The 24,743-nt window shown below is 53.9% G+C and carries 25 protein-coding genes; 12 read left to right on the plus strand and 13 right to left on the minus strand.

Translation table 11 applies throughout. The features are described 5' to 3' along the window. Window positions 1-192: 192 nt before the first annotated feature. Window positions 193-375, minus strand: coding sequence for a hypothetical protein (locus NR177_RS06880; protein WP_256852530.1), 183 nt, complete (start codon window positions 373-375; stop codon window positions 193-195). Window positions 376-946: 571 nt separating this feature from the next. Between NR177_RS06880 and NR177_RS06885 the strand changes: the two genes are divergently transcribed. From NR177_RS06885 to pdxY, 4 genes are all read left to right on the plus strand, one after another. After that, window positions 947-1,261: an MliC family protein gene (locus NR177_RS06885; RefSeq protein ID WP_063879446.1), complete on the plus strand. Its 315-nt coding sequence runs from the start codon at window positions 947-949 to the stop codon at window positions 1,259-1,261. Between the two features lie 24 nt (window positions 1,262-1,285). Further along, on the plus strand, window positions 1,286-1,942 hold the full coding sequence (gene pdxH / locus NR177_RS06890) for a pyridoxamine 5'-phosphate oxidase (protein WP_256852531.1): 657 nt from the start codon (window positions 1,286-1,288) through the stop codon (window positions 1,940-1,942). Between the two features lie 138 nt (window positions 1,943-2,080). Beyond that, entirely contained in the window at window positions 2,081-3,355 is a 1,275-nt protein-coding gene (tyrS, locus tag NR177_RS06895) for a tyrosine--tRNA ligase (protein WP_256852532.1), read from the plus strand. A gap of 56 nt (window positions 3,356-3,411) precedes the next feature. Beyond that, window positions 3,412-4,272 (plus strand): pyridoxal kinase PdxY, encoded by an 861-nt coding sequence (gene pdxY, locus NR177_RS06900; protein ID WP_063879449.1) that lies wholly within the window; start codon window positions 3,412-3,414, stop codon window positions 4,270-4,272. A gap of 37 nt (window positions 4,273-4,309) precedes the next feature. Here pdxY and gstA read toward each other — a convergent pair whose 3' ends face one another. Next, window positions 4,310-4,915, minus strand: a complete 606-nt coding sequence (gene gstA / locus NR177_RS06905; protein WP_063879450.1) for a glutathione transferase GstA — start codon at window positions 4,913-4,915, stop codon at window positions 4,310-4,312. A 152-nt stretch (window positions 4,916-5,067) separates the two neighbouring features. Continuing rightward, on the minus strand, window positions 5,068-6,552 hold the full coding sequence (dtpA, locus tag NR177_RS06910) for a dipeptide/tripeptide permease DtpA (protein WP_109716273.1): 1,485 nt from the start codon (window positions 6,550-6,552) through the stop codon (window positions 5,068-5,070). Between the two features lie 597 nt (window positions 6,553-7,149). Between dtpA and NR177_RS06915 the strand changes: the two genes are divergently transcribed. Then, complete coding sequence (locus tag NR177_RS06915) at window positions 7,150-7,848, plus strand: CTP synthase (protein ID WP_256852533.1); 699 nt, start codon at window positions 7,150-7,152, stop codon at window positions 7,846-7,848. A 72-nt stretch (window positions 7,849-7,920) separates the two neighbouring features. On the opposite strand, the gene nth is transcribed toward NR177_RS06915, so the two are convergent. The 9 genes from nth to ydgT form a co-directional block, all read right to left on the minus strand. Next, window positions 7,921-8,553, minus strand: coding sequence for an endonuclease III (nth, locus tag NR177_RS06920; protein ID WP_063879453.1), 633 nt, complete (start codon window positions 8,551-8,553; stop codon window positions 7,921-7,923). After that, window positions 8,550-9,254, minus strand: coding sequence for an electron transport complex subunit E (locus tag NR177_RS06925; RefSeq protein WP_145393290.1), 705 nt, complete (start codon window positions 9,252-9,254; stop codon window positions 8,550-8,552). Before NR177_RS06925 ends, nth begins: the two co-directional genes overlap by 4 nt. Continuing rightward, window positions 9,247-9,879 (minus strand): electron transport complex subunit RsxG, encoded by a 633-nt coding sequence (gene rsxG, locus NR177_RS06930; RefSeq protein ID WP_256852646.1) that lies wholly within the window; start codon window positions 9,877-9,879, stop codon window positions 9,247-9,249. The genes NR177_RS06925 and rsxG overlap by 8 nt, the downstream gene beginning before the upstream one ends. Before the next feature lie 3 nt (window positions 9,880-9,882). Continuing rightward, window positions 9,883-10,941, minus strand: a complete 1,059-nt coding sequence (gene rsxD / locus NR177_RS06935) for an electron transport complex subunit RsxD (RefSeq protein WP_063879455.1) — start codon at window positions 10,939-10,941, stop codon at window positions 9,883-9,885. After that, window positions 10,942-13,302: an electron transport complex subunit RsxC gene (rsxC, locus tag NR177_RS06940; protein ID WP_256852534.1), complete on the minus strand. Its 2,361-nt coding sequence runs from the start codon at window positions 13,300-13,302 to the stop codon at window positions 10,942-10,944. Then, a complete protein-coding gene (rsxB, locus tag NR177_RS06945) occupies window positions 13,295-13,873 on the minus strand; it encodes an electron transport complex subunit RsxB (RefSeq protein WP_063879457.1) in 579 nt (192 codons plus the stop codon). The genes rsxC and rsxB overlap by 8 nt, the downstream gene beginning before the upstream one ends. Further along, window positions 13,873-14,454: an electron transport complex subunit RsxA gene (gene rsxA, locus NR177_RS06950; RefSeq protein ID WP_013025663.1), complete on the minus strand. Its 582-nt coding sequence runs from the start codon at window positions 14,452-14,454 to the stop codon at window positions 13,873-13,875. The genes rsxB and rsxA overlap by 1 nt, the downstream gene beginning before the upstream one ends. Window positions 14,455-14,577: 123 nt before the next feature. After that, the gene (locus NR177_RS06955) at window positions 14,578-15,021 is read right to left on the minus strand and encodes a DUF2569 domain-containing protein (protein ID WP_096012618.1); all 444 of its coding nucleotides are present in this window, start codon (window positions 15,019-15,021) and stop codon (window positions 14,578-14,580) included. Between the two features lie 103 nt (window positions 15,022-15,124). Continuing rightward, the gene (gene ydgT, locus NR177_RS06960; RefSeq protein WP_063879459.1) at window positions 15,125-15,340 is read right to left on the minus strand and encodes a transcription modulator YdgT; all 216 of its coding nucleotides are present in this window, start codon (window positions 15,338-15,340) and stop codon (window positions 15,125-15,127) included. Window positions 15,341-16,006: 666 nt separating this feature from the next. On the opposite strand from ydgT, the gene ytfQ reads away from it, so the two are divergent. The 6 genes from ytfQ to NR177_RS06990 all read left to right on the plus strand — a co-directional run bounded on the left by ytfQ (window position 16,007) and on the right by NR177_RS06990 (window position 22,529). Continuing rightward, on the plus strand, window positions 16,007-16,963 hold the full coding sequence (ytfQ, locus tag NR177_RS06965) for a galactofuranose ABC transporter, galactofuranose-binding protein YtfQ (RefSeq protein ID WP_063879460.1): 957 nt from the start codon (window positions 16,007-16,009) through the stop codon (window positions 16,961-16,963). 54 nt (window positions 16,964-17,017) lie between these two features. Then, window positions 17,018-18,538 carry a sugar ABC transporter ATP-binding protein gene (locus tag NR177_RS06970; protein ID WP_096012617.1) on the plus strand — a complete coding sequence of 507 codons (1,521 nt, stop codon included), beginning with the start codon at window positions 17,018-17,020 and terminating at the stop codon, window positions 18,536-18,538. Next, a complete protein-coding gene (gene ytfT / locus NR177_RS06975) occupies window positions 18,531-19,547 on the plus strand; it encodes a galactofuranose ABC transporter, ATP-binding protein YtfT (protein WP_256852535.1) in 1,017 nt (338 codons plus the stop codon). Before NR177_RS06970 ends, ytfT begins: the two co-directional genes overlap by 8 nt. After that, the gene (gene yjfF / locus NR177_RS06980; protein WP_256852536.1) at window positions 19,544-20,527 is read left to right on the plus strand and encodes a galactofuranose ABC transporter, permease protein YjfF; all 984 of its coding nucleotides are present in this window, start codon (window positions 19,544-19,546) and stop codon (window positions 20,525-20,527) included. Before ytfT ends, yjfF begins: the two co-directional genes overlap by 4 nt. A 103-nt stretch (window positions 20,528-20,630) precedes the next feature. Further along, a complete protein-coding gene (locus NR177_RS06985) occupies window positions 20,631-20,774 on the plus strand; it encodes a hypothetical protein (RefSeq protein WP_256852537.1) in 144 nt (47 codons plus the stop codon). Window positions 20,775-21,098: 324 nt separating this feature from the next. Further along, on the plus strand, window positions 21,099-22,529 hold the full coding sequence (locus tag NR177_RS06990; RefSeq protein WP_256852538.1) for a cytosine permease: 1,431 nt from the start codon (window positions 21,099-21,101) through the stop codon (window positions 22,527-22,529). Window positions 22,530-22,660: 131 nt separating this feature from the next. Here NR177_RS06990 and NR177_RS06995 read toward each other — a convergent pair whose 3' ends face one another. Then, window positions 22,661-23,644: an AraC family transcriptional regulator gene (locus NR177_RS06995; protein ID WP_256852539.1), complete on the minus strand. Its 984-nt coding sequence runs from the start codon at window positions 23,642-23,644 to the stop codon at window positions 22,661-22,663. Window positions 23,645-23,721: 77 nt separating this feature from the next. Between NR177_RS06995 and NR177_RS07000 the strand changes: the two genes are divergently transcribed. After that, window positions 23,722-24,609: an SDR family oxidoreductase gene (locus NR177_RS07000; RefSeq protein WP_256852540.1), complete on the plus strand. Its 888-nt coding sequence runs from the start codon at window positions 23,722-23,724 to the stop codon at window positions 24,607-24,609. Window positions 24,610-24,743: the final 134 nt, after the last annotated feature.

Here is a 24,743-nt window from a genome sequence, read left to right on the forward strand (position 1 = left end):
CGCCTTCTGCTCTGGCGTGTAGTTAATCCGAGTTCTTCGTTTCATGGCAACGTCCCCCTTGATTAAGGATAGCGTTGAACTCACAGCTCATAGCGGACGTTGCGGCGCGTAGGTTCGCCCCGTTGTCAGATGCTCAGGAGACGTAAGCCATATTTAGTTAGTTTTTGGTGCAAGTTTCTCAATGCTCAAAAATTAGTTACGAGCCAATACGAATATTTTTTCAACATATTCAACTAAGTTGCTATCAAGCTTACTTTTATCCAACTGACTTAAATAGGTGCTAATCCGCTTCAAAATTGTGATTGCCGAGGTGGGCTGTTCTTCAGACAGCATCGAAACATCATGAAGAAGTTGTCCGTCATAATCTCCAGCCAAAGGATCTTCTTTTAAAAAAATTCAGCTCTTGGTAAAATATACTCTAAAAAGACCCCCTATCTGATTGAGCGGGATATATCAAAAATACTGAGCTCATCGATTGGTATATCCAAAATAGATGAAAACCACTCATCCAGAGATGAACAGTTAATGGGCTTATAGTCGATATTTTGAGCCTTTAAAATAGCACCAAATGTCGTCATCCACTGTCTCTTTTAGTAGCGTATATGGATAAAGCTATAGTACTCATTACCTACCTTTAAATCGACAAGTAAAGGTCTGTTCCTCGCTCACAGCGGACATTCATCACCTGTAATTACTTCACGTCTTTAAACACTCTCCTTGGCTGACATTAAACACAACTGCTCACCCGGCAGGGCGGCGGTGCTTTCACCCCCGTTCTTCCTCATTCTGCCGACTTGTTTAAAAACTTTTGCTGATGCCCAGGCTATCATCGGTTAAATTGCCCTGAGAGGCCGGAGCGCGCGCAAGGCGCTATCCGGTGCAAGGTCAAAAACACCTAACAAAGCAGAAGGCCCCATTACCTGCTTTCCTTACAGGAGAATCGCTGATGTTAAAAGGACTCACCGTTGCCGCCGTGGTCATGCTGTCGGGCTGCAGCCTGATGCACAAGGCTCCGCCAGCACCAGAAACGTTGCATTACCGCTGTGGCACATTGCCCCTTACCGTCACCCTGGATAATGCCAAACAGCAGGTCAGCTTTATTATGGATGGCAAGCCGCTGACGCTGACGCAAACGGTTTCTGCGTCCGGCGCACGGTATAGCGACGGTAACTACGTTTTCTGGTCTAAAGGGAACGGCGCGTTCATTGAGCGTAATGATAAGATCGTTGTAAACGATTGCGAATTGCAACCGGCCAGTTAACGTTTACCGGAGTGAGTGTGCATCATGAGTGACAGTGACATGCTACAAACTATTGCCCATCTGCGCCGTGAATACACGCGGGGTGGGCTACGTCGCAAAGATTTACCCGATAATCCGCTGGAGCTGTTCGAAAGCTGGCTAAAGCAGGCCTGTGAGGCGCAACTGCCTGATCCCACCGCCATGACAGTGGCCACGGTGGACGAGCATGGACAGCCTTATCAACGCATTGTGCTGTTAAAACATTTCGATGAGCAGGGCATGGTGTTTTACACCAATCTGGGCAGTCGCAAAGCACAGCAGCTTGGTCATAATCCGCGTATTTCGCTTCATTTTCCCTGGCACTTCCTTGAGCGACAGGTGATGGTTTTAGGCGAGGTCGAGAAGCTGTCGCCGCTGGAGGTATTAAAGTATTTCAGCAGCCGTCCGCGTGACAGTCAGATCGGTGCCTGGGTTTCCAAACAGTCAAGTCGGATTTCTGCCCGTGGCGTGCTGGAAGGCAAGTTTCTGGAGCTGAAGCAAAAATTCCAGCAGGGTGATGTACCGCTACCCAGTTTCTGGGGCGGTTATCGGGTGAAATTTACCACCATGGAATTCTGGCAGGGGGGCGAACATCGTCTTCACGATCGTTTCCTTTATCAGCGGGATCACGACGGCTGGAAAATTGACCGACTCGCCCCCTAAAACTGCGCTTTCCCCCTCATCAGCGCTGGCACAGAAAGCGTCAGCGCTTTATGCTATAGCCCTTAATTTTTTCCTTCCGCAACTCAGCGGAAAGCTGTGTACCAGCATAGGTGCAGCCTGATCAATTTGGAGTCAGTGATGACCAGCAGTAACCTGATACAACAATTGCAAGAGAGGGGCCTGATCGCCCAGGTGACGGATGAAGACGCGTTAGTCGAGAAACTGGCGCAAGGGCCAATTTCGCTCTATTGCGGCTTTGACCCCACTGCTGACAGCTTGCATTTGGGCCATCTGGTACCGCTACTCTGCCTTAAACGTTTTCAGGATGCCGGGCACAAACCGGTTGCGCTGGTAGGCGGCGCAACGGGGTTGATTGGCGATCCCAGTTTTAAAGCCGCAGAGCGTAAACTCAATACCAGCGAAACCGTGGGTGAGTGGGTAGAAAAGATTCGCAGCCAGGTCGCACCTTTCCTGGACTTTGACTGCGGGGCCAACAGCGCGATTGCCGCCAACAACTATGACTGGTTTGGCAATATGAACGTGCTGACCTTTCTGCGCGACATCGGTAAACACTTCTCTGTTAACCAGATGATCAACAAGGAAGCGGTTAAACAGCGCCTGAACCGTGACGATCAGGGCATCTCGTTCACCGAATTCTCCTACAACCTGTTGCAGGGTTACGACTTCGCCTGTCTGAACGAGCTGCATGGCGTCGCCTTGCAGATCGGTGGTTCTGACCAGTGGGGTAACATCACCTCCGGTATCGATCTGACGCGTCGTCTGCACCAGAATCAGGTGTTTGGTCTGACCGTCCCGCTGATCACCAAATCGGACGGCACCAAGTTCGGTAAAACCGAAGGCGGCGCGGTCTGGCTGGATGCGAAGAAAACCAGTCCATATAAGTTCTACCAGTTCTGGATCAACACCGCCGATGCGGATGTTTACCGCTTCCTGAAATTCTTCACTTTCCTGAGCATCGACGAGATTAATGCCCTGGAAGAAGAAGATAAAAACAGCGGAACCGCGCCGCGCGCACAGTATGTGCTGGCTGAGCAGGTCACGCGCCTGGTGCATGGAGAAGACGGCCTGGCGGCGGCAAAACGTATTACCGAGAGCCTTTTCTCTGGCGCGTTAAGCGATATGACAGAGGCCGACTTCGAACAGCTGGCCCAGGACGGTATGCCGACCATCACGCTGAGTGCCGAGGACGATCTGCAACAGGCGCTGGTCAACGCTGAGCTGGTGCCTTCACGCGGTCAGGCGCGCACTATGATTGGGTCGAATGCCGTGTCGCTTAATGGTGAAAAGCAGTCTGATGCCGAATACCGTTTTAGCGACAGCGATAAGCTGTTTAACCGCTTTACGCTGCTGCGTCGCGGTAAAAAACATTATTGCCTGATTAACTGGCAGTAACCTTTCAGGGCCGGTTTCCGGCCCTTTTTTATGGCAAGGCACTACAGGGCAAAAAAGTGAAAAACGTTTTAGCAATTCAGTCGCACGTGGTGTTTGGTCACGCGGGTAACGCGGCGGCAGAGTTCCCGATGCGCCGTATGGGTGTGAACGTCTGGCCGCTGAATACCGTGCAGTTTTCTAACCATACGCAATATGGACACTGGACCGGTACTGTTATGCCGGCCACGCATTTAACCGACATTGTTAAAGGCATCGCCGATATTGACCGCCTGAAAACCTGTGATGCGGTATTAAGCGGTTATCTGGGATCGGCCGAGCAAGGCGAAAAGATTCTGGAAATTGTGCGTCAGGTGAAAGTCGCGAATCCGGAAGCCTGGTATTTTTGCGACCCGGTGATGGGGCACCCGGAGAAAGGCTGTATCGTCGCGCCCGGCGTAGCCGAGTTCCACTGCAAGATGGCGTTACCCGCCAGCGATATCATCGCGCCGAACCTGCTGGAGCTGGAAATGCTCAGCGAACGCACCGTAACCAGCGTGGAATCGGCCGTAGACGCGGCACGTATGCTGATAAGTCAGGGGCCGAAAGTGGTGCTTATTAAGCATCTGGCGCGCGCAGGACGTCGCAGTGACCGTTTTGAGATGCTGCTGGTTACCGCCGATGAAGCCTGGCACATCAGCCGTCCGCTGGTGGATTTTGGCGTACGTCAGCCGGTGGGCGTGGGCGATTTAACCAGCGGCTTATTGCTGGTCGATCTGCTGCACGGGCTATCGCTACAGGCTGCACTGGAACACGTGACGGCGGCGGTCTATGAAGTGATGCTGAAAACGCATGAAATGGGTGAGTATGAACTGCAGCTGGTTGCCGCGCAGGACGCCATCGCCCGACCGACGCACGCTTTCCCGGCTGAGAAGCTGTGAAGCTGTAAAGCAAAGGGCCGGTAAGGCCCTTTGCTTATTAGTTAAGTCCTTCCGCTTTAAGCGCGGCCTGTACCGACGGCCGCTCTGCAACGCGTTCAAACCAGCGTTGCAGGTGATCCAGTGCTGCCAGGTCCAGACTCAGGGCTTTCGCCCAGCGGGTCACCACATATAAATAAGCATCCGCGACGCTGAAATGCACGCCCATCAGCCACTGTTTGTCTTCGAGTTCACCGTTCACCCAGGCAAATTTCGCTTCCAGCTGGCGACGTACCAGGGCTTTGTACTCCTCTGGCGCATCGTTGCGGAACAGCGGAGAGAAGCTCTTGTGTAACTCGCTGCCGATATAGCCGAGCCACTCAATCGTATGGTAGCGGGTCAGGCTTCCCACCGGCGCCAGCAGGTGACGGTCGGGCTTGAGATCGGCCAGATACTGCACAATGGCCCCGCCTTCGGTCAACACATTGCCATCACTCAGTTGCAGTGCCGGAACCTGGCCTTTGGGATTAATCTGGCGAAAATCTTCACCGCGTTCGGTGAGCTTAGTTTGCAGATCGACATTAACCTGGGTGAAGTCCAGACCACATTCACGCATAACGATATGCGGTGAAAGGGAACAGGCACCAGCTTTACAAAACAGTTTCATAACGAGGTCACCATATTGCGAATCGTGTTTGCATAGTAATCGCCTGACGCGGAATTGCCAGTAATAAGAATGTGGCACTCACTGGAAATTGACCGGCGACAAAAACAAAAAAACCGGGCCAGGCCCGGTTTTGATGAAAAGGCATAAGGTCATCAGACTTTGTCGGCTGCCGTATCCTGGGTCATACGATTCAGCAGCGGCGCGGTTATCATCATCAGTACGGCAATGACCGCGGTAGCAATACCAATCTCCTGGAACACTTTGCCGTAGGTGGCCAGAGAGATCAGCGGGTCGGTAACGTTTTCAGGGACCGCCATCAGATTAGCGACTTTACCGGCAATCACTGCTGCGCCAGCCGTCGTCAGGAACCATGAGCCCATAATAAAGCCCATCAGGCGCTGAGGAACCAGCTGCGCCACCATCGCCAGGCCCAGACCGGAAATCATCAGTTCACCAATGCTCTGCAGACCATAGCTGAGAATTAACCAGTTAACGGAAACGATACCCGCGTCGCTGGCAAACTTCGCGCCAACCGGTAACACCAGGAAGGCCGCTGAACACAGCACCATACCGATGGCGAACTTATGTGGCATGGGCAGTTTATCGCCCAGCTTGTTATAGACTGCGGCCAGAATCGGGCTGGCAAGCATAATCCAGAACGGGTTCAGCGCCTGGAATTGCTCAGGGGCAAAGGTGATACCAAAAATGGTGTGCTCAACGTTGCGAATGGCAAAGAAGTTAAGCGACGTTGGCATCTGCATATAGAGGACGAAGAACACGATGGCTTCTACCATCAGCAGGAAGGCCACAATCATACGACGGCGCGCTGCACCATGCAGGGCAAAGGCTTCTTTGGCAAAGATGACAAAGATGCCCAGCGCGATCAGGCCCAACAGCACACGGGCGATCGACTGATGATGCAGCATCCAGTTTGCCAGGGCGATCAGGACCACAATCCCCACCAGGGTCATCAGCAGTTTGCCGAACTGAAGTGGCGCAAAGTCCGGTTTGGACCCGAAGTCTTTCACCAGGCGTTTACAGAACAGGAAATTAAGCAGCGTAATGACCAGGCCAACCACCGACAGCGAAAACGCCACGTTGTAGCCATATTTCTCTGCTAACCATGGGGTCAGCATCATTGAAAACAGCGAGCCGATGTTGATGGACATATAAAACATGGTGAATGCACCATCAATGCGCGGGTCGTCTTTGTCATAACACGTAGAGAGCAGCGAAGAGGGGTTAGCTTTAAATAAGCCACTTCCGACGGCGATGGTTGCCATACCAATATACACCACGCTGACGTTGTGGCCCGAGAAGGCCACCAGCGCGTAACCTATTGCCAGCACCAGCACGCCCAACACGATAACGCGTTTGGTGCCCAGAACTTTATCGCCCAGCCAGCCGCCGATGGCGACCAGACCATAAACCAGGGCGCTAAAGGAGGAGAACAGGGTGATAGAGTCGGACTCTGACATCCCCAGTTGCCTGACCAGGTAAACCGCCATGATGGCCTGCAGGCCGTAATAACCAAAACGTTCCCATAATTCGATCGTAAAGATCAAATAAAACGCTTTAGGCTGTTTAAATGCATTAAGGCTGACCGCCTCGTCGGTGTGTTTGTTTGCAGTTGACACTTGTACCTCTGTTATTTCATATCCTGTGTTGCGACAGGAATTAAGTCCGCGCCATGTGATCGGACCATGGGCCAGATTTTTATTAGATGGGAAAAACGGCGACTAATTTGGCTGAATAAAGGCGACAGGGCAAGCCTTTTCTACCTTCTGCGGGAAACCGGTTATCTGGCGTTAAAACCTAAATAAATATTATTAATTAGCATTTTGTTATGATTTAAGTTGATTTGACAAAATAAAACCGCAATCCGGTGGTTATCAGAGCGTTAATAATGATATTAACTGCTGAAAGACCGTTGCGCCGAGCTTTACATCGAAATGTGATATTTCATCAGGATAATCTGGCTAAAATGCAGGTTCTGAAGCCGATTTGATGAAATAGTCTGCGGATTATGGCGGAAATGACCGGCAAAGGCGTGAAAATGTTGATTAAGGTCACATTTATCAATGTTAATTCATAGAGAGAAAAAAGGTTTCCAGCGGAAATAATGCCTGTGAAGCTTCACTAATCCTGTCTGAACAGGGCGCGAAAGTATCCGAATGCTCGACAGAAAATTAAGCTTAACGTAGCATCATTATTTCCTTAACAAGGATTTCGCTATGCCGTTACCTTTACGTCTCGCGCTGGTGGGCGACTACCGCCCAGAAGCCGTTGCACATCAGGCCATTCCTCTGGCGCTTGCCCGTGCCGCTGAATTTCTCGCTATCGATATTGACCCGCAGTGGGTTCCTACGCCTGAGCTGGGCGACTTATCCGCCATCAGGCAAAGCGATGCCGTCTGGCTGGTACCGGGCAGCCCCTATAAAAATGATGAAGGCGTATACAGCATGCTGCGCAGCGTGCGGGAAAGCGGCAAACCTTTTCTGGGCTCCTGTGGCGGTTTCCAGTATGCCGTTATCGACTATGCGAGAAATGTGCTTGGCTGGCACGATGCAAATCATGCCGAAACCCATGATGAAGGGCGGATGGTCATTGCGCCGTTAAGTTGCTCGCTGGTGGAGCGGCGCGGCGAGGTCACTTTTGCACCCGATTCGCGCATTGCCAGGGCCTACGGGGAATTATCCAGTGACGAAGGATATCACTGTAACTTTGGCGTTAACCCGGCATTCATCGCGGCGCTGGAAGGCAGAAACCTGCGGATTACGGCCTGGGATCTGGATGGTGATGTGCGCGGCATAGAACTGACCGATCACCCTTTTTATGTCGCCACGCTGTTCCAGTCTGAGCGCGCCGCATTACAGAACAAGGATTCTCCGTTGGTGATTGCCTGGATGCAGGCGGCGCTGAAGCAGCGTTAGGTCAAAAAGCAAAAAGCCTGTGTCTCCACAGGCTTCTCTCAGTCGGGGCTGTTTATCAGGCAGGATATCAGCCTATTCGACTTTATCAGGATATTCGCACAGGTCTTCAATCAGGCAGGACCCACAGCGCGGCTTGCGGGCGACGCAGGTATAACGACCGTGCAGAATCAACCAGTGATGACAGTCAACTTTGAACGCCTTCGGCACCACCTTCAACAGCTTTTCTTCAACCTGTTCGACGTTTTTGCCGGGGGCAAAATTCGTTCGGTTGCAGACGCGGAAAATATGGGTATCCACGGCGATGGTGGGCCAGCCAAAGGCAGTATTAAGCACCACGTTTGCCGTTTTACGGCCCACGCCGGGCAGCGCCTCCAGCGCGGCACGGTCTTCTGGCACGTTACCGCCGTGCTGTTCCAGCAGAATGCGGCAGGTCTTAATCACATTCTCTGCTTTGCTGTTAAACAGGCCGATAGTTTTGATGTATTCCTTAACGCCATCCACGCCCAGCGCCAGCATCGCGGCGGGCGTATTGGCGACCGGGTAGAGCTTTGCGGTGGCTTTATTGACGCTGACGTCAGTCGCCTGAGCCGAGAGTAGTACCGCAATCAGCAATTCAAACGGCGAGCTAAACTGCAACTCGGTCGTCGGATGGGGATTAGCCTGCTGCAGACGGCTGAGAATCTCTGTACGTTTTGTCTGGTTCACACGGCGCTTCCGGTCGTGCCTTGCGGTGCGGCAAGGGCCTGCTCTTCAGCACGGCGCAGCGCGCGCTGCTTCATTTTCTGATCGATCAGGTATTTACCCGCCAGCATCATGCCCAGACCAATAAATGCGCCAGGCGGTAACATGGCCAACAGCATCGGCGAATTAAAGTGGATCACTTCGATGCGCAACACTTTGGCCCACGGGCCTAAAAGCTGGTCCGCGCCGTTAAACAATGTACCGCTGCCAATAATTTCCCGAAGGGAACCTAATACCACCATCGCGCAGGTCGCGCCCATGCCAATGGCAAAACCATCAAGCGCGGCAAGGGGAATACTGCTTTTCGACGCGACAGCCTCGGCCCGTCCCACCACGATACAGTTCGTTACGATCAGCGGAATAAAAATGCCGAGCGACTGGTACAGGCCGTAAGCATAAGCATTGATCAGCATCTGAACACAGCTCACCACGGACGCAATGATCATCACGTAGATAGGGATACGAATTTCCGATGGCACCCAACGGCGCGAGGCGGAAATAAAACTGTTGGTCAGTGTCAGCACCAGCGTGGTCGCCAGACCAAGCCCTAGCGCATTGGTGGCGGTGGCGGTCACCGCCAGCAGCGGACACAGGCCCAGCAACTGAACCAGCGCCGAGTTGTTTTTCCATAGCCCGCCTACCAGCAGGTTTTTAGCTTCACTCATTTGCGTCTCCACACTCGGGTAACGAAGAGAGTTTTCCCTTAAGGGTTTCAATTAACAATGCCGTCCGTTTGGTGGCATTGACGACGGCACGGGGTGTAATCGTGGCACCGGTAAACTGATCAAATTCGCCGCCATCTTTTTTAACGGCAAACGCTTTATCGTTCGGGCCCGTCACCACTTTGCCATTAAAACTGTTGATCCAGTCAGAAATACGCAGCTCTATTTTATCGCCCAGGCCTGGCGTTTCATGATGTTCAATCACGCGCACGCCCAGGACCTTGCCGTTAAAGTCCGCCCCGACCAGCATCTGGATAGCACCAGAGTAACCGTCGGGTGCCGTTGTTTCCAGAGCGGCAGCGACAGGCTGATTGCCTTTACGCGCCAGGTACAGATGGTGAGGGCTGGCATTTCCCAGCGCCGCATCAGTGACAACGTAACATTCCTGCTGAATGTGGTTATCATACATATCAGTTGGCACCACCTGATCCAGCAGATTTTTTTGCTGTAACTGCGTCTGGTGCTCAACGGTGGGCTTGGTTACCGTATTCACAATGGCAGTGACGCCGGTTGTGATGGCGGCGAACAACGCCAGCGTCACGCCATTTTTGCGTATCGTGTCCAGCATCATTTAATCCTTTTGATGGCCGTAAACACGCGGCTGAGTGTAATAGTCAATCAGCGGTACGCATATATTAGCCAGCAATACGGCGAAAGCAACGCCGTCCGGGTAACCGCCAAAGCTACGAATTAGCCAGATGAGCAATCCGATCAGGGCACCGTAGATCAAACGACCACGATCGGTCGTCGATGCGGTGACCGGATCGGTCGCAATGAAAAACGCCCCGAGCATCGTCGCACCGGAAAACAGGTGAATCATCGGGCTGTTCAGTGAGGCGGGCGAAAACAGCCAGCCCAGCGTCGCGCAGAAGGCGAGAGACAGCAAGATGGCGGCCGGGATGTGCCAGCGAATGGCGTTTTTCCACAGTAGGAACAGGCCGCCAACCAGGTAACCCAGGTTAATCCACTGCCAGCCGAGACCCGCGAGCACACCGCTGTAAATAGGCTGAGCCAGCAGCTGCTCTGCGCTGTGTCCGGCGCGCAGGCCGGTTTTAAACGTATCGAGCGGTGTCGCCTGACTCACGCCGTCGGCCCCGAGCTGCAACTGCTGCAAGGTGTCGCCCGCCAGGGTATGACCGGTAAAGATCATATTCAGCGAATCCAGCATCCCCGGTTTGATCATCTGCAGCGATTCCGGCGGCATCCAACTGGTCATCTGCACCGGAAACGAGATGAGTAACACCACATAACCCACCATCGCCGGGTTAAAGGGGTTTTGTCCCAGTCCGCCGTACAGCTGTTTGGCGATCACAATGGCAAAGATCGTACCGATGACCACCAGCCACCAGGGGGCCAAAGAGGGGATGCTTATCCCCAACAGAATCGCCGTCAGCAAAGCTGAGTTATCGGCCAGATTGGCAGCAACCGGCGTTTTGCGCAGACGCAGTATTGCCGCCTCGGTGAGCAATGCGGTCAGCGAGGCCAGAATGACCTGCAACAGGGTGCCAACACCAAAGAAATAACACTGTGCCGCAAAGCCCGGCAGGGCAGCCAACACAACCAGCATCATGATGTTGCCGGTGCTGCGACGGTTATGGGTATAAGGTGAACTTGCTATACGGAAAGCCATTTATTCCTCAGGTGTCAATGTCGATTGCGCTTTACGCGCTTTGGCACGTTCGATGGCTGCCGCAATAGCGGCTTTGCGCGCATCCGTGGGGTGCTCAAGTTCAGGTGCCTGTTCGGCTTCGGCATTCGCATTATTGGCTTGTTCTTGTGCCATTTCTGCCTGCTCGACGTCCTGGTGCGCCTCCGTAGCCGCCAGTGCTGCATCCCGCGAGGCGGCCTCTGCCCGGGCAAGTGCGGCAGCGGCTTTTTTGGCTTTCGCACGTTCAACGGCGGCGGCGACTGCCGCTTTACGAGGGTCCTCTTCCGTCGTCGGGGCGTCCTGCGCCGCATCAGCACTGTCCGCAGCCGCAGCAGCCTGCGCGGCTTTTCTGGCTTTGGCACGTTCAACGGCGGCGGCGACTGCCGCTTTGCGCGGATCTTCTTCCGTCGGGGCGTCCTGCGCCGCATCAGCACAGTCCGCCGCCGCAGCAGCCTGCGCGGCTTTTCTGGCTTTGGCGCGTTCAACGGCGGCGGCGACCGCCGCTTTGCGTGGGTCTCCTTCCGTCGTCGGGGCGTCCTGCGCCGCATCAGTACTGTCCGCCGCCTGCGCGGCTTTTTTGGCTTTGGCACGTTCAACGGCGGCAGCGACCGCGGCTTTGCGTGGGTCTTCCGCCACCTCTTCGGTGGATTCTGGTGCATCAGGCACGGCTGATTTTTTTGCTTTAGCACGCGCAATAGCGGCTTCAACAGCCGCTTTACGCGGATCGGTGGCCTGACGGCTCAGCGCCTGAGTTTCTGCCTGCGCCTCGGCCTGGCGTAAACGTGCCTGAGCGTGGCGAGCCTCGGCGACGGCCTCTTCACTTTCAACACCTTGTTGCGCTTTGGCGCGCGCTTTCGCCGCAGCCAGTTCGCCACTGTCGCTACGGGCCACGCGCTGTTTCGCTTCAGTATGGCGCGCTTCACGCGCTTGTTTTTCCCGTTCCAGTCGGGCCTGACGCGCTTCAAATCGCGCTTTGGCTTCAAGTGTGCGTTTGGCTTCAAGGTCGATAGCCCGCAGCTCGGCTTTTTCCTGACGATAATACTGGACCAGCGGGATATTGCTGGGACAGACATAGGCGCAGGCACCGCACTCAATACAGTCATCGATGTGATGCGCGCGGGCTTTATCGTGATCGCCGCCCTTGCTGTACCAGTAAAGTTGCTGCGGCAGCAGTTTAGCCGGGCACGCGTCAGCACAGGCAGAGCAACGGATACAGGATTGCTCCTGTTCGTCATTGCCCATTTCGGTGCTGGACGGGGCCAGAATGCAGTTGGTGATTTTTACGACCGGCACATCCAGTGATGGCAGGGTAAAGCCCATCAGCGGGCCACCCATAATAACCATCTGGCGTGGCGAGGGATGAAAACCGACCTGATGTAACAGATGACTGATGGGCGTGCCTAAGCGGCTCCAGACGTTACGCGGCTGGGCAATCGCCTCACCGGTCAGGGTGACTACGCGCTCGGTAATGGGCTCGCCATTGATAATGGCGCGTTTTACCGCCCAGGCCGTCCCGACGTTTTGCATCAGCACGCCGATATCAGTGGAGCGTCCGCCATGCGGAACTTCCTTGCCGGTCAGAATTTTGGTGAGCTGCTTGGCACCGCCAGACGGATACTTGGTGGGGATAACGCGAATCTGCAGATCGCGCTCGCCACCCAGCGCCTGTTTCAGTGCAGCGATGGCCTCAGGCTTGTTATCTTCGATGCCAATTAACACCCGTTCTGCCTGTAATACCCAGGCCAGAATACGGCTGCCTTCCAGCACTTCGGCTGCGTAGTCCTGCATCAGACGATCGTCAGCGGTGATATAGGGTTCGCACTCCGCCGCATTGATAATCAGGGTGTTAACGCCGCGCAAGCCGCCTTTCAGTTTGGTGGCGGTCGGGAAGCCCGCGCCGCCCAGACCCGCGATGCCGGCGTCATGAATGCGTTTCAGGATAGCGGCACGTTCGTGCTGGCGATAGTCCGGCAGCGGTTCCAGCGAGATCCAGCGGTCTTCACCATCAGGCGTCAGGAAAATGCACAGTTCAGACAGGCCAGACGGGTGAGCCGTCATGTGCGGGCCAATCGCTTCAATCACGCCAGAGGTTGGCGCGTGCACCGGTAGCATTCTGCCCTGGCCAAACGTCAGCGCCTGACCACGCAGCACCTTATCGCCCGGCGAGACACCGATCTCACCTTCATGACCAATATGCTGCTTAAGCGGAATAATAAACCGGTGCGGCAGCGGCAATTCGGCAAGCGGCGTGCCGTTGGACTGGGTTTTCATTTCCGGCGGATGAATGCCGCCCTGAAAATCCCAGACCTTATCTTTTTTGAAAAAATTGAGCAGATTAAGCATGACTCTCTACCGGGATCACCCGAACAGGAATGGCTTCAAGATCCCATTTCCAGTTAGCCGTGGTGGTGGCAACCGGACGCATCTCAATACAGTCGGTAGGACAGGGCGCCACACAAAGGTCGCAGCCCGTACAGACATCACTCAGCACGGTGTGCATGGCGCGCGTTGCGCCGACGATGGCATCAACCGGACAGGCCTGAATACATTTGGTGCAGCCAATGCAGTTTGCTTCGTCAATCCACGCCACGGTACGCACGGGCGCTTTGGCGTCTTCGTCACCGTCAATCGGTTGCGGTTCCACGTTGAGCAGCGCCGCCAGCTTCAGCATGGTCTGTTCGCCGCCGGGCGCACATTTATTGATGGCTTCACCGTTATTTCCCACCGCATCAGCATAGGGACGACAGCCGGGATAACCACACTGACCGCACTGGCTCTGCGGAAGAATGGCGTCAATCTGTTCGACAATCGGATCTTCTTCCACCTCAAAGCGTCGCGAGGCGTAACCCAGCAGCGCGCCAAAGACCAGGCTCAGGGCGCTCAATACAGCAACAGCTATCCAAATCGCACTCATCAGAATTTCACCAGACCGGTAAAGCCCATAAAGGCCAGTGCCATCAGACCCGCGGTGATCAGCGCAATGGAGTTTCCTTTGAACGGCGCGGGGACGTTCGCCAGCACCAGACGCTCACGCATACCGGCAAACAGCACCATAACCAGTGAGAAACCCAGCGACGCGCTGAATCCATACAGCGCCGCCTGCAAAAAGGTATGGTTGAGATTAACGCTCAGCAACGGCACGCCCAGCACGGCACAGTTGGTGGTAATCAGGGGCAGGAAAATACCCAGCAGTCGATAGAGCGACGGGCTGGTTTTACGCACCACCATTTCGGTGAACTGCACGACCACGGCGATCACCAGGATATAGGCCATGGTCCGCAGATACACTAAGTCCAGCGGCACCAGAATAAGGTGGTTCACCAGCCATGCACAAATGGAGGCCAGTGTGATAACAAATGTGGTGGCGAGGCCCATGCCAATGGCCGTTTCCAGCTTTTTGGAAACGCCCATAAAGGGACACAGGCCGAGAAACTTCACTAACACGAAGTTATTCACCAGCACAGTACCAACAAAAAGGAGGAGATAATCGGTCATTTTTTCGCCTGATTGCCACAAAGCGGCTTATTATCATTGATAACGCGTTGTATCACAACTGTGACACAACATTGCCTGCGGGCAACCGCACTCAGGATTAAACTTTTGACGATAATCAGGGCATCACCGCTGGATAAACGTCGCTTTAACCCGTTCCGAGCGCTTGAAATAGGGCACAAAAACCGCCGCTGCCGCGAGTGAAAGCAGTAGCGTCTGCAAGGCGCGGGCGTCAGACACCGGCGTAAAAGCAAAGGTCTTTATGGCCAGCAGAACGGTAATCAGCAGCCAGACGATATAGTGGCGCGGCAGCCGGTAAGAGCGTTTGAAGAATATCCAGACGACCCACATGCTGTAAGCCCACAGCAGCGTCGCGGTAAACAGTGAAATGGCCCAGTAGCTGGTGACAAGTGAACTGTGGTTAAACAGGGTGGCGCGCCATTGCGCATCAAACAGCGGCGTCAGATACATCGCCATGACCAGCGCCGTGGTCAGCAGCGTCATCAATAACCATGCCAGCGGCAGCAAAAGCCAGCCACCAATACGTGGTGCGGCATCCTGTGTGTTCATTGCGGTTAATCCTGTCTCAACGTTGGAAGCGGCTCAGAATAGCATGTTAAGACCGAAGGGAACCAATATGACGATGTATCAATAAACGTCATTCACGGCAGTATCAGACGACGTAGCGCCATACCGACTTAGGCACGCAGCCCAGATCAAACAGACGACCACCGGACACCAGCTCTGCACGTCGATGATCGGCGGCACGGTACATATTGATAATGTCGATATCGTCAGAAAGCGAATAATTCAGATGGTCATACAGTTTTTCAAGACTATCGAGGTTGTTCACTTTGCGAAATTTTAAAAGATAATCGTGCGCAGTCATTTTTGTCATAACGAATGAGGGTGAAAGAATGCCAAGTATAGGGAGACACCGGACTGTGTCCAGCGCCAGGGCGTAAAAAAAGCCAAAATCAGACAATCGTGAGAGATTGCTCGCTAAACAACAGTTTTAACGACTTTAGTCCTGGGTAACAGGCGTTGCCGTTATCGGGTCAGGCGTTAAAGAGATGTTATGCCTGTTACGCTAAAGAGACCAGGTAACTTTTTATCTGTTTATATGCACAAATCCGCTGTTGTTAATACCGGTTTGCGTGACCTGAAGAAGATAAAGACACTAAACCCTCAACAAACGCTTATAGCGGAATCGTTTCATTCGATATACAGGCCCGCCTGGCGATGTGCTGGAAATCACAAAATACACTTTTTGTGGGCGAATAAATGCCATAACTCATTATGTACGCCTCCCTGTAATCGTTTTCAACTGCGTCACACTTAAGCGATTCTGTTTATTACATTTATTTAGCATATGTTGAAAAAATAAACAGGCGTTTTGTCCATAATGCCTCGCCAGATTTTCCGCCACCAGGAGCGTAACTCCTTTAAATAGCTCGATTTTGTGAAGCATGTCGCCCTAATTCAGCGTTTTTTACGTCAGTCTTTACAGGCACTTTACCCTATACAGCAAACGCCCTTCAGAGGAATAAAAACTATGTGGAAACGTTTACTCCTGACCACGCTGGTCAGCGCCGCATTAAGTGGCTCAGTGTTAGCGGCGGAAATGACGGTGGGATTCTCGCAGGTAGGTTCAGAATCCGGCTGGCGCTCGGCTGAAACCAACGTGGCAAAAAGCGAAGCAAAAAAACGCGGCATTAATTTGAAAATTGCCGATGGACAACAGAAACAAGAGAACCAAATCAAAGCCGTACGTTCTTTTATTGCTCAGGGCGTTGATGCCATCTTTATCGCACCTGTCGTTCAGACAGGCTGGGAACCGGTGTTGGAAGAAGCAAAAGACGCCAAAATCCCGGTTTACCTTCTGGACCGCGCCATTGTTGTTAAAGACAACTCGCTGTATCAGGCTGTGGTAACGGCGGATAACGTGCTGGAAGGCAAGCTTATCGGTGACTGGCTGGTTAAGACCGTGGGCGACAAGAAGTGTAACGTCGTAGAGCTGCAGGGCACCGTGGGTGCCAGCGTTGCCATCGATCGTAAGAAAGGCTTTGCTGAAGCGATCAGCGGTCATCCGAATATCAAGGTCATTCGTTCTCAGTCTGGCGACTTTACCCGCAGTAAAGGGAAAGAAGTCATGGAAAGCTTTATCAAAGCAGAGAATAACGGCAAAAACATTTGCATGGTTTATGCCCATAACGATGACATGGCCATCGGTGCTATCCAGGCAATTAAAGAAGCCGGTCTGAAGCCGGGTAAAGATATCCTTACCGGTTCCATTGACGGTGTGCCAGACATCTATAAAGCCATGCTGGCAGGCGAAGCCAATGCCAACGTGGAGTTAACGCCAAATATGGCCGGCCCGGCATTTGATGCACTGGAAAAATTCAAAAAAGACGGCACCTTACCGCCAAAAATTATCAGAACAGAATCAAAACTCTTTTTACCTGCTGACGCGCAGGCAGAGTTAGATAAGAAAAAGAACATGGGTTACTAAGCCGCAGGCCGCCCTTCGGGGCGGCTTTCTATGATGTAGTGCGGAGTTGACAGCATGACCACACACGATGAACACCCTCTTTTAGCCATCAGCGGCGTCAGCAAAGGCTTCCCCGGCGTGAAAGCGCTGGATGATGTCTCACTCAGCCTGCGCAAAGGCGAAATCATGGCGCTGCTGGGTGAAAACGGCGCAGGAAAATCCACACTGATTAAAGTCCTGACCGGCGTATATACCCGGGACAGCGGCACGATCACGTTAAACGGTCAGTCGATTTCGCCGCGCAGCACCGCCGAAGCCCAGGAGATCGGTATCGGGACGGTCTATCAGGAAGTTAATCTGCTGCCGAACATGTCGGTGGCTGACAACCTGTATATCGGTCGGGAACCGCGCCGTTTCGGCATGATTGACCGTAAGCGCATGGTTCGCGATGCCGATGCCCTGATGCGTAATTACGGTTTTGCCCTGGACGTCACCCGACCTCTCGGTCACTACTCGGTCGCGATGCAGCAGATCATCGCCATCTGCCGGGCCGTCGATCTCTCTGCGCAGGTCCTGATTCTGGACGAGCCCACCGCCAGTCTGGATGCCAGTGAAGTTGAAATGCTTTTTACCCTCATGACGCAGCTAAAGAATCGCGGCATGAGCCTGATATTTGTGACGCATTTTCTGGATCAGGTTTACCGCATTACCGACCGCATCACCGTCCTGCGCAATGGTAAATTCATCGCCACGCATGACACAGCAACCCTGCCGCAGATTGAGCTGGTAAAGTTGATGATTGGCCGAGAGCTGATGGCCACCGCATTGCAACGGCAGGGCAGTACGCTACGCAGCAATCAGCCTGTGGTGTCGTTTGAAGACTACGGCAAAAAGGGCACTATCGAGCCCTTCAACCTGCAGGTCAGACCTGGCGAAGTGGTGGGGCTGGCCGGATTGTTGGGGTCCGGTCGCACGGAGACGGCAGAAGTCCTGTTTGGCATTCGTCGCGCCGATCGCGGTACGGCAAAAATCAAAGGGAAGGTTGAACATATTCGCACGCCTGCACAGGCTTCTCGCCTTGGCATGGGGTTCTGCCCGGAAGACCGTAAAACAGACGGCATCATCGGCGCAGCCTCGGTGCGTGAAAATATCATTCTGGCATTACAGGCGCAGCGCGGCTGGTTACGTCCGATTAAAAAGCGGGAACAGCAGGCCATTGCCGAGCGCTTTATTAAAAGTCTGGGTATTCGCACACCGCACGCGGAGCAACCTGTGGAGCTGTTATCCGGCGGTAATCAGCAAAAGGTCCTGTTGTCACGCTGGCTGGTGACGAAACCGCAGTTTCTGATCCTGGATGAGCCGACGCGCGGGATTGACGTGGGCGCTCATGCCGAAATTATCCGCTTGATAGAATCCTTATGTGCCGATGGCCTGGCATTGTTGGTGATTTCATCGGAGCTGGAAGAGCTGGTGGGCTACGCCGATCGCGTATTGATCATGCGTGACCTGAAACAGGTGGCTGAGATTCCACTGGAGCAGCTTTCTGTGGCGGCAATCGTTAACGCTATTGCTGATGGAGGTACGCAGCATGCTTGAATCCCCGGTCACCGCGACCAAACCTCAACGTCGCAAGTTCAGGCTGCCGCCCGGCATGCCGCAGATTATTGCCCTGTTGCTGGTGCTGTTAGTTGACAGCCTGGTCGCGAATAACTTTTTTGCGATTCATCTTCAGGACGGACGGCTGTTTGGCAGTCCGATCGACATTATCAACCGCGCCGCGCCCGTTGCTTTACTGGCCATCGGCATGACGCTGGTCATCGCCACCGGCGGGATCGACCTGTCGGTCGGCGCCGTGATGGCGATTGCCGGCGCCACCGCCGCTACGCTGACCGTCGCCGGGCACGGTGTACCCTTTATCATTATGGTGACGCTGGCCAGCGGTCTGGCCTGCGGCATATGGAACGGCATTCTGGTGGCCTTGCTCCGTATCCAGCCGTTTGTTGCCACGCTGATTTTAATGGTGGCCGGACGCGGTATTGCTCAGCTTATCACTCAAGGGCAAATCGTGACCTTTAACAACGACAGCCTGGGCTGGTTTGGCAATGGTTCACTCTGGTTATTACCGGTGCCGGTGTGGATTACCGTGGCGGTGGCGCTGCTGGTCTGGCTGCTGGCGCGCAAAACGGCGCTGGGGCTGTTTATTGAGGCCGTGGGCATCAACTTGCGCGCCGCACGTAATGCCGGGGTGAATGGCTGGCTGGTGGTGATGTCCACCTACGCCATCAGCGGGCTCTGCGCAGCGGTAGCCGGCCTGATTGTGGCGGCGGATATTCGCGGTGCGGATGCCAATAATGCCGGATTGTGGCTGGAACTGGATGCGATTCTGGCCGTCGTGATTGGCGGGGCATCGCTGATGGGCGGTCGGTTTAATATCGCACTGTCACTGATTGGCGCGTTGATTATCCAGTCGATGAATACCGGTATTTTACTGTCTGGCTTTCCGCCAGAGCTGAATCAGGTGGTGAAGGCGATAGTCGTGATGTGCGTCCTGTTGCTGCAATCCCCGCGCTTTATTGCGATGTTTAAACGGAGACGTCCATCATGATTAAACGTCATCTGCCTTTAATGATCACACTGCTGGTGTTTGTGATGGGCTATTTGTTTTGCCTGAGCCAGTTTCCCGGCTTTGCCTCAACCCGGGTGATCTGTAACATTTTGACGGATAACGCCTTCCTCGGCATCATCGCTGTTGGAATGACCTTTGTGATTCTGTCGGGCGGGATCGATCTGTCGGTGGGGGCCGTCATCGCGTTTTCTGGCGTGTTTCTGGCAAAGGTTATCGGCGATTACCACCTCAATCCGGTCCTGGCGTTCGCCCTGGTCCTGAGTATGGGGGCGATGTTTGGTGCCATGATGGGCTGGCTGATCGATGCGCTGAAAATTCCTGCGTTTATTATCACCCTGGCGGGGATGTTTTTTCTGCGCGGCTGCAGCTACCTGGTGTCTGAGAACTCGATTCCCATCGATCATCCGCTTTACGCCACGCTGTCCAGCATGGCATGGAAGGTTCCTGGCGGCGGTCGGCTCAGTCTGCTGGCGCTGATCATGCTGCTGGTAGTCGCCGGAGGCATTATTCTGGCGCACCGTACCCGCTTTGGTAATCAGGTTTATGCAATTGGCGGCAGCCTGACCTCCGCGCAGCTCATGGGCGTTTCAACCCGCGCCACCACCATCAAGATCTACATGCTGTCGACCACCTTAGCGACGCTGGCGGGCATTGTTTTTTCCATCTATACCTCGGCGGGCTATGCTCTGGCAGGGTTGGGCGTAGAACTGGATGCGATTGCGTCCGTCGTGATCGGCGGTACCTTACTGTCCGGTGGCGTGGGCACGGTACTGGGCACGTTGTTTGGCGTGTTAATCCAGGGGCTTATCCAAACCTGGATCAACTTCGACGGCACGCTCAGCTCCTGGTGGACCAAGATTGCTATCGGCATTCTGTTGTTTGCGTTTATCGCACTGCAGCGTCTGTTGACCGTTATGTGGGATCGCCAACGGAACGCGCCGGTGAAACGGCTGAGTTGACCGTGTCATGAAATCAAGGCGGCTCTCTGGAGCCGCTTTTTTTTACCTGACGAGAATGGATTGCTCCCTATTCTGGTAAGGCGATTCAGGGAAGGGCGGCCAGGTGCTCTGGCCTGAGGTGATTGGCTCAATCCGCGGACGTTATTTCCTGCTAACCCGCCAGATTCTGGATGCACAAACGGCGAAAGCGTGGGGCGTGGTGAACGAAATCGTTCCGGCAGATAAACTACAAAGCGCTCGCGTGTAAGGTTCTCCAGCATTCGTTTTTGCCCGTCTTCCCTGCTAGCCGAAGGCGCTCAGGCAGGGGGAACAACAGCGCATGAAGATCTGAGCCACCGGTATAGATCGCGAGAAAAAGGGCAAGACGACACGGCGGCAAGGGAGTGCATTCTGCTACGAACATCTGTCAGGCTTGCCAGCACCATCACATTTTCCAATGACCGACTGCCTTGTAACTTCCTGTCTCGCATGACAACATCGCTACATGTATATACATGTATCTCCAATTGCAGTAACACCCGATCAACAATAAAACCCCAACTTACCCCGAACAGGGTCCAGCGAGGTAACGATGTCAGCCGAACCATCTGCAGCAGATTATTCAGGCGCAGAGAAACAGCGCCTGTCTGAAACCCGTTCTATTGATTACATCCCGTTGCGCGAACGTCACGGTCATCCTTTTAGCCAGTTCACGCTCTGGTTTGGCGGCAATCTTCAAATCACGGCGATTGTCACAGGTGCGCTGGCTGTCGTTCTGGGGGGCGATGTCGTCTGGTCGCTGGTGGGGTTGCTGGTCGGGCAGATCGTCGGTGCGGGTATCATGTCCTTACATGCGATCCAGGGGCCGCGACTCGGTTTACCGCAGATGATTACCAGCCGCATGCAGTTCGGCGTTTTTGGCGCGGTCATTCCCCTGGTGCTGGTGTGCATCATGTACGTGGGATTTTCTGCCAGCGGTACGGTGTTGGCAGGACAGGCGCTGGCTAAGCTTATCAGTGTCAGTAACGCTGCCGGGATGATCCTGTTTAGCGTCCTCATCGTGGTCATTGCCGTACTGGGTTATCGCGTGATTCATCAGCTAGGAAAACTGGCGAGCGTGATTGGCGTTTTGGCTTTTGCCTATCTGTTTATTACGCTGCTCTCGACCCATGACTTAACAGCGGTATGGCAGAACCGGCATTTCACCCTGGCTAACTTCCTGTTGGCGGTGTCGCTTTCCTCCTCCTGGCAAATTGCTTTTTGTCCTTACGTCTCCGACTATTCGCGCTATCTGCCCGCCAATGTCTCTGCGGTGAAGCTGTTCAGTTCGGTGTTCTTTGGCAGCCTGTCTGGCACCCAGGCTTCGATGAGCCTGGGAGTTATTGTTGCCGCGATTGCCGGGAAGGCGTTTTCAGGCAATGAGGTCGGCTATATTGTGAGCTTAGGCAGCACCGCAACGATGGCGATGGTGATCTATTTTGCGATCTGCTTTGGGAAAATCACCTTTACTACCCTGAATGCCTACGGCAGCTTTATGTCTCTGACGACAATTGTATCGGGCTTCCGCCAGCAAACTTCGCTCAGTCGGGGGGCACGCGTTCTGTTTGTGGTCCTGATGGTCACCGTTGCCTGCATCATTGCACTGCTCAGTGAACCGGCCTTCCTGAAATCCTTCACGCATTTCCTGCTGTTCCTGTTGGCCTTCTTTGTCCCCTGGAGCGCGATAAGCCTGACTGATTTCTATCTCATCACGAAAGGCAAAGTGGATGTCCCGGCACTGTCAACGCCAGACGGACGCTATGGCCGCTGGAACTGGGCCGGTATTACGGTCTACTGCCTGGGGGTGATGGTGCAGTTGCCCTTTATCGATAACCCGTTACATCATGGTTCTCTTACCTGGGTTTTTGCCGGCAATGACATCTCGTGGATTATTGGCTGGTTGGTGACGGCACTGCTATGGCTGATCGCCAGCCGATGGGATCGCCGGGGTAAACTCGAATCTTCAGTCTTTCCGCACGAATAACAGTGTGCCGGTCACCAGGCGGCGCGGCTGTGATGATTATCGCGCCTCCTCCCGGTGATTTTTTTAACGCGTGCTGCGCGCCACTCCTGGCTTCGGCGGGCATAGCCCTAAAGCGAAGGGGAAAACTACACTCAGGTAAAAAGAGGGTGGGTTGCAGGGTCATTGCTCTCCCTTGCCGGTAATTTGCCTGGCGAACAACCGATAACGCGTTTAAAAGCTTTCCTGAAGGCGCTTTCTGATGCGTATCCCAGGGAGGTTGCAATATGCAGGACAGAGTCATCGGTGCGGTGTAACCGGTCGCAGGCTAACAGCATTCTCCACTGCGTAAGATATTCAATGGGGGATGTTCCCACGGTTTGCCTGAAATGCTGTGCAAACGCTGAACGCGACATGGCCACTTTTATGGCAAGCTTTTCCAGTGTCCAGCCATATCCGGGCGCGTCATGTATACAGGCTATCGCCGTGCTCAGTTTTTTATCCCGAAGCGCAAAAAGCCAGCCCGCGCTGGCGGCTGCGTTGTCATCCGCATGCAATCGCAGTGCCTGTATTAACAGCATAAAAGCCAGTTGATGCACGATAAGTCCGCTGCCCGGCAGAGGATTGCGGACCTCCTGCGCCATCCGTTCAAGCGCCCAGTGCATCGCCTTTTTATCTGTCTCCTGACGAAGATGCACAACGGGTGACAGTGGATTCAGAAGCATGCGCGCAGCCTGGCCAGCCAACAGAAAATGGCCACCGACCAGAAAACAACCTGCCGTCTCATGCGTCCTTGCGGCGATATCTGAAATCATTTCAGAACGAACCTCCCGAAAGTCGACGGGCGTTAATCCCAGGTCTGTCGCCAGTCTGAAAGGCGGGCCGGGCGGTAAGAGATAACACTCTCCGGCGGTGAGCCTTACGGGCTCTGCAATGCCCTCTACCGACAGCCAGCACTCGCCTGATACCACGGCGTAGCATTTAACGCCATCGTGAGCGGGCCACTGAACCGCCAGCGTCGGATTCAGCACAACGCCGCCCGAAGCATAACTTTCAGGTTTGAGTAGCGATAACAGTTGTGAAAGGGGATCCATAATCTGCTCCGGACGATTGGACATAAAACAGCGACGTTGCAGCATAGATTGTATTACGTCCCACGTCTAAATTAGCCGCATCGGGTGGCAAAATAATTCATGGTTCATAAAGGAGTAATAAGATGCGAATTTTTCTTACAGGTGCAACGGGGTTTATTGGCACTGCCGTTGCCGCTCAGCTCATTGCATCATGCTACCAGGTTTCAGGCCTTACCCGAAGTCGGAAGGGGGCTGATGTCCTGACTGCTGCAGGTGTCGAACCCTTTTTTGGCGACGTTGACGATCATGCCTGCCTGCGAAGCGGAGCGCTATTGAGCGACGGCGTCATTCATGCGGCGTTCAATCACGATTTTTCCACTTTCATCTCTAATTGCGAAAAGGACAGACTGGCGATTCAGACGATGGGCGAAGCGCTGGTGGGAACGCAGCGGCCGTTGATTGTTACATCCGCTGTGGCGCTGGGCTCTCCCAGCCCGGACAGCATGGCGGTTGAAAACCACTTTAACCCTCAACATCCTAATCCGCGCAAGGCGTCAGAGCTGGGCGCAATAACTGCCTTACAACAGGGGGTTAATGTTTCTGTCATCAGGCTTTCGCAGGTACACAATCCTCTGAAGCAAGGCCTGGTAACCGCACTGATTGAGACGGCCCGGCAAAAAGGTTTTTCTGCCTGTGTTGGAGAGGGCCAGAACCGCTGGTCGGCGGTGCACATCAGTGATGCTGCTCATCTTTATCGACTGGCACTTGAAAAAAACCGCGCGGGTGATCGCTATCATGCCGTTGCAGAAGAAGGCATTGCGATGCACAGGATTGCCGAAACGATTGGCCACATGCTCAATGTGCCGGTGGTGAATATTGAGCCTGCCGAAGCATCTGAACATTTTGGCTGGTTAAGCAAATTTGTCACTCAGGACATGTCTGCTTCTGCGACAATCACTCAACGGGAACTGGCCTGGAAGCCGCAAGGGCCAGGTTTACTTGCCGATCTTGAGCAAAATCGCCTGGTATAACGGAAGTTTGCTATTGCTCAACGCGCCGGTCCGTTTTGTGCCACAAACAGGCTATGCAAACATCACTGTTTTAATAAGAAGGTAACAATACATGTCTTAATTGTACTGGCTGGCAGGGTAATTAAATACATCAT

It is taken from the genome of Pantoea sp. Fr+CA_20, from assembly GCF_024520835.1.
Taxonomy (GTDB): domain Bacteria; phylum Pseudomonadota; class Gammaproteobacteria; order Enterobacterales; family Enterobacteriaceae; genus Pantoea; species Pantoea allii.

Coding starts and splice junctions, on each gene's coding strand:
- NR177_RS06885 (WP_063879446.1), top strand. CDS start 947: ATGTTAAAAGGACTCACCGTTGCCGCCGTGGTCATGCTGTCGGGCTGC.
- pdxH (WP_256852531.1), top strand. CDS start 1,286: ATGAGTGACAGTGACATGCTACAAACTATTGCCCATCTGCGCCGTGAA.
- tyrS (WP_256852532.1), top strand. CDS start 2,081: ATGACCAGCAGTAACCTGATACAACAATTGCAAGAGAGGGGCCTGATC.
- gstA (WP_063879450.1), bottom strand. CDS start 4,915: ATGAAACTGTTTTGTAAAGCTGGTGCCTGTTCCCTTTCACCGCATATC.
- NR177_RS06915 (WP_256852533.1), top strand. CDS start 7,150: ATGCCGTTACCTTTACGTCTCGCGCTGGTGGGCGACTACCGCCCAGAA.
- NR177_RS06925 (WP_145393290.1), bottom strand. CDS start 9,254: ATGAGTGAAGCTAAAAACCTGCTGGTAGGCGGGCTATGGAAAAACAAC.
- rsxG (WP_256852646.1), bottom strand. CDS start 9,879: ATGCTGGACACGATACGCAAAAATGGCGTGACGCTGGCGTTGTTCGCC.
- rsxD (WP_063879455.1), bottom strand. CDS start 10,941: ATGGCTTTCCGTATAGCAAGTTCACCTTATACCCATAACCGTCGCAGC.
- rsxC (WP_256852534.1), bottom strand. CDS start 13,302: ATGCTTAATCTGCTCAATTTTTTCAAAAAAGATAAGGTCTGGGATTTT.
- rsxB (WP_063879457.1), bottom strand. CDS start 13,873: ATGAGTGCGATTTGGATAGCTGTTGCTGTATTGAGCGCCCTGAGCCTG.
- rsxA (WP_013025663.1), bottom strand. CDS start 14,454: ATGACCGATTATCTCCTCCTTTTTGTTGGTACTGTGCTGGTGAATAAC.
- NR177_RS06955 (WP_096012618.1), bottom strand. CDS start 15,021: ATGAACACACAGGATGCCGCACCACGTATTGGTGGCTGGCTTTTGCTG.
- ydgT (WP_063879459.1), bottom strand. CDS start 15,340: ATGACTGCGCACGATTATCTTTTAAAATTTCGCAAAGTGAACAACCTC.
- ytfQ (WP_063879460.1), top strand. CDS start 16,007: ATGTGGAAACGTTTACTCCTGACCACGCTGGTCAGCGCCGCATTAAGT.
- NR177_RS06970 (WP_096012617.1), top strand. CDS start 17,018: ATGACCACACACGATGAACACCCTCTTTTAGCCATCAGCGGCGTCAGC.
- ytfT (WP_256852535.1), top strand. CDS start 18,531: ATGCTTGAATCCCCGGTCACCGCGACCAAACCTCAACGTCGCAAGTTC.
- yjfF (WP_256852536.1), top strand. CDS start 19,544: ATGATTAAACGTCATCTGCCTTTAATGATCACACTGCTGGTGTTTGTG.
- NR177_RS06990 (WP_256852538.1), top strand. CDS start 21,099: ATGTCAGCCGAACCATCTGCAGCAGATTATTCAGGCGCAGAGAAACAG.
- NR177_RS06995 (WP_256852539.1), bottom strand. CDS start 23,644: ATGCTGCAACGTCGCTGTTTTATGTCCAATCGTCCGGAGCAGATTATG.
- NR177_RS07000 (WP_256852540.1), top strand. CDS start 23,722: ATGCGAATTTTTCTTACAGGTGCAACGGGGTTTATTGGCACTGCCGTT.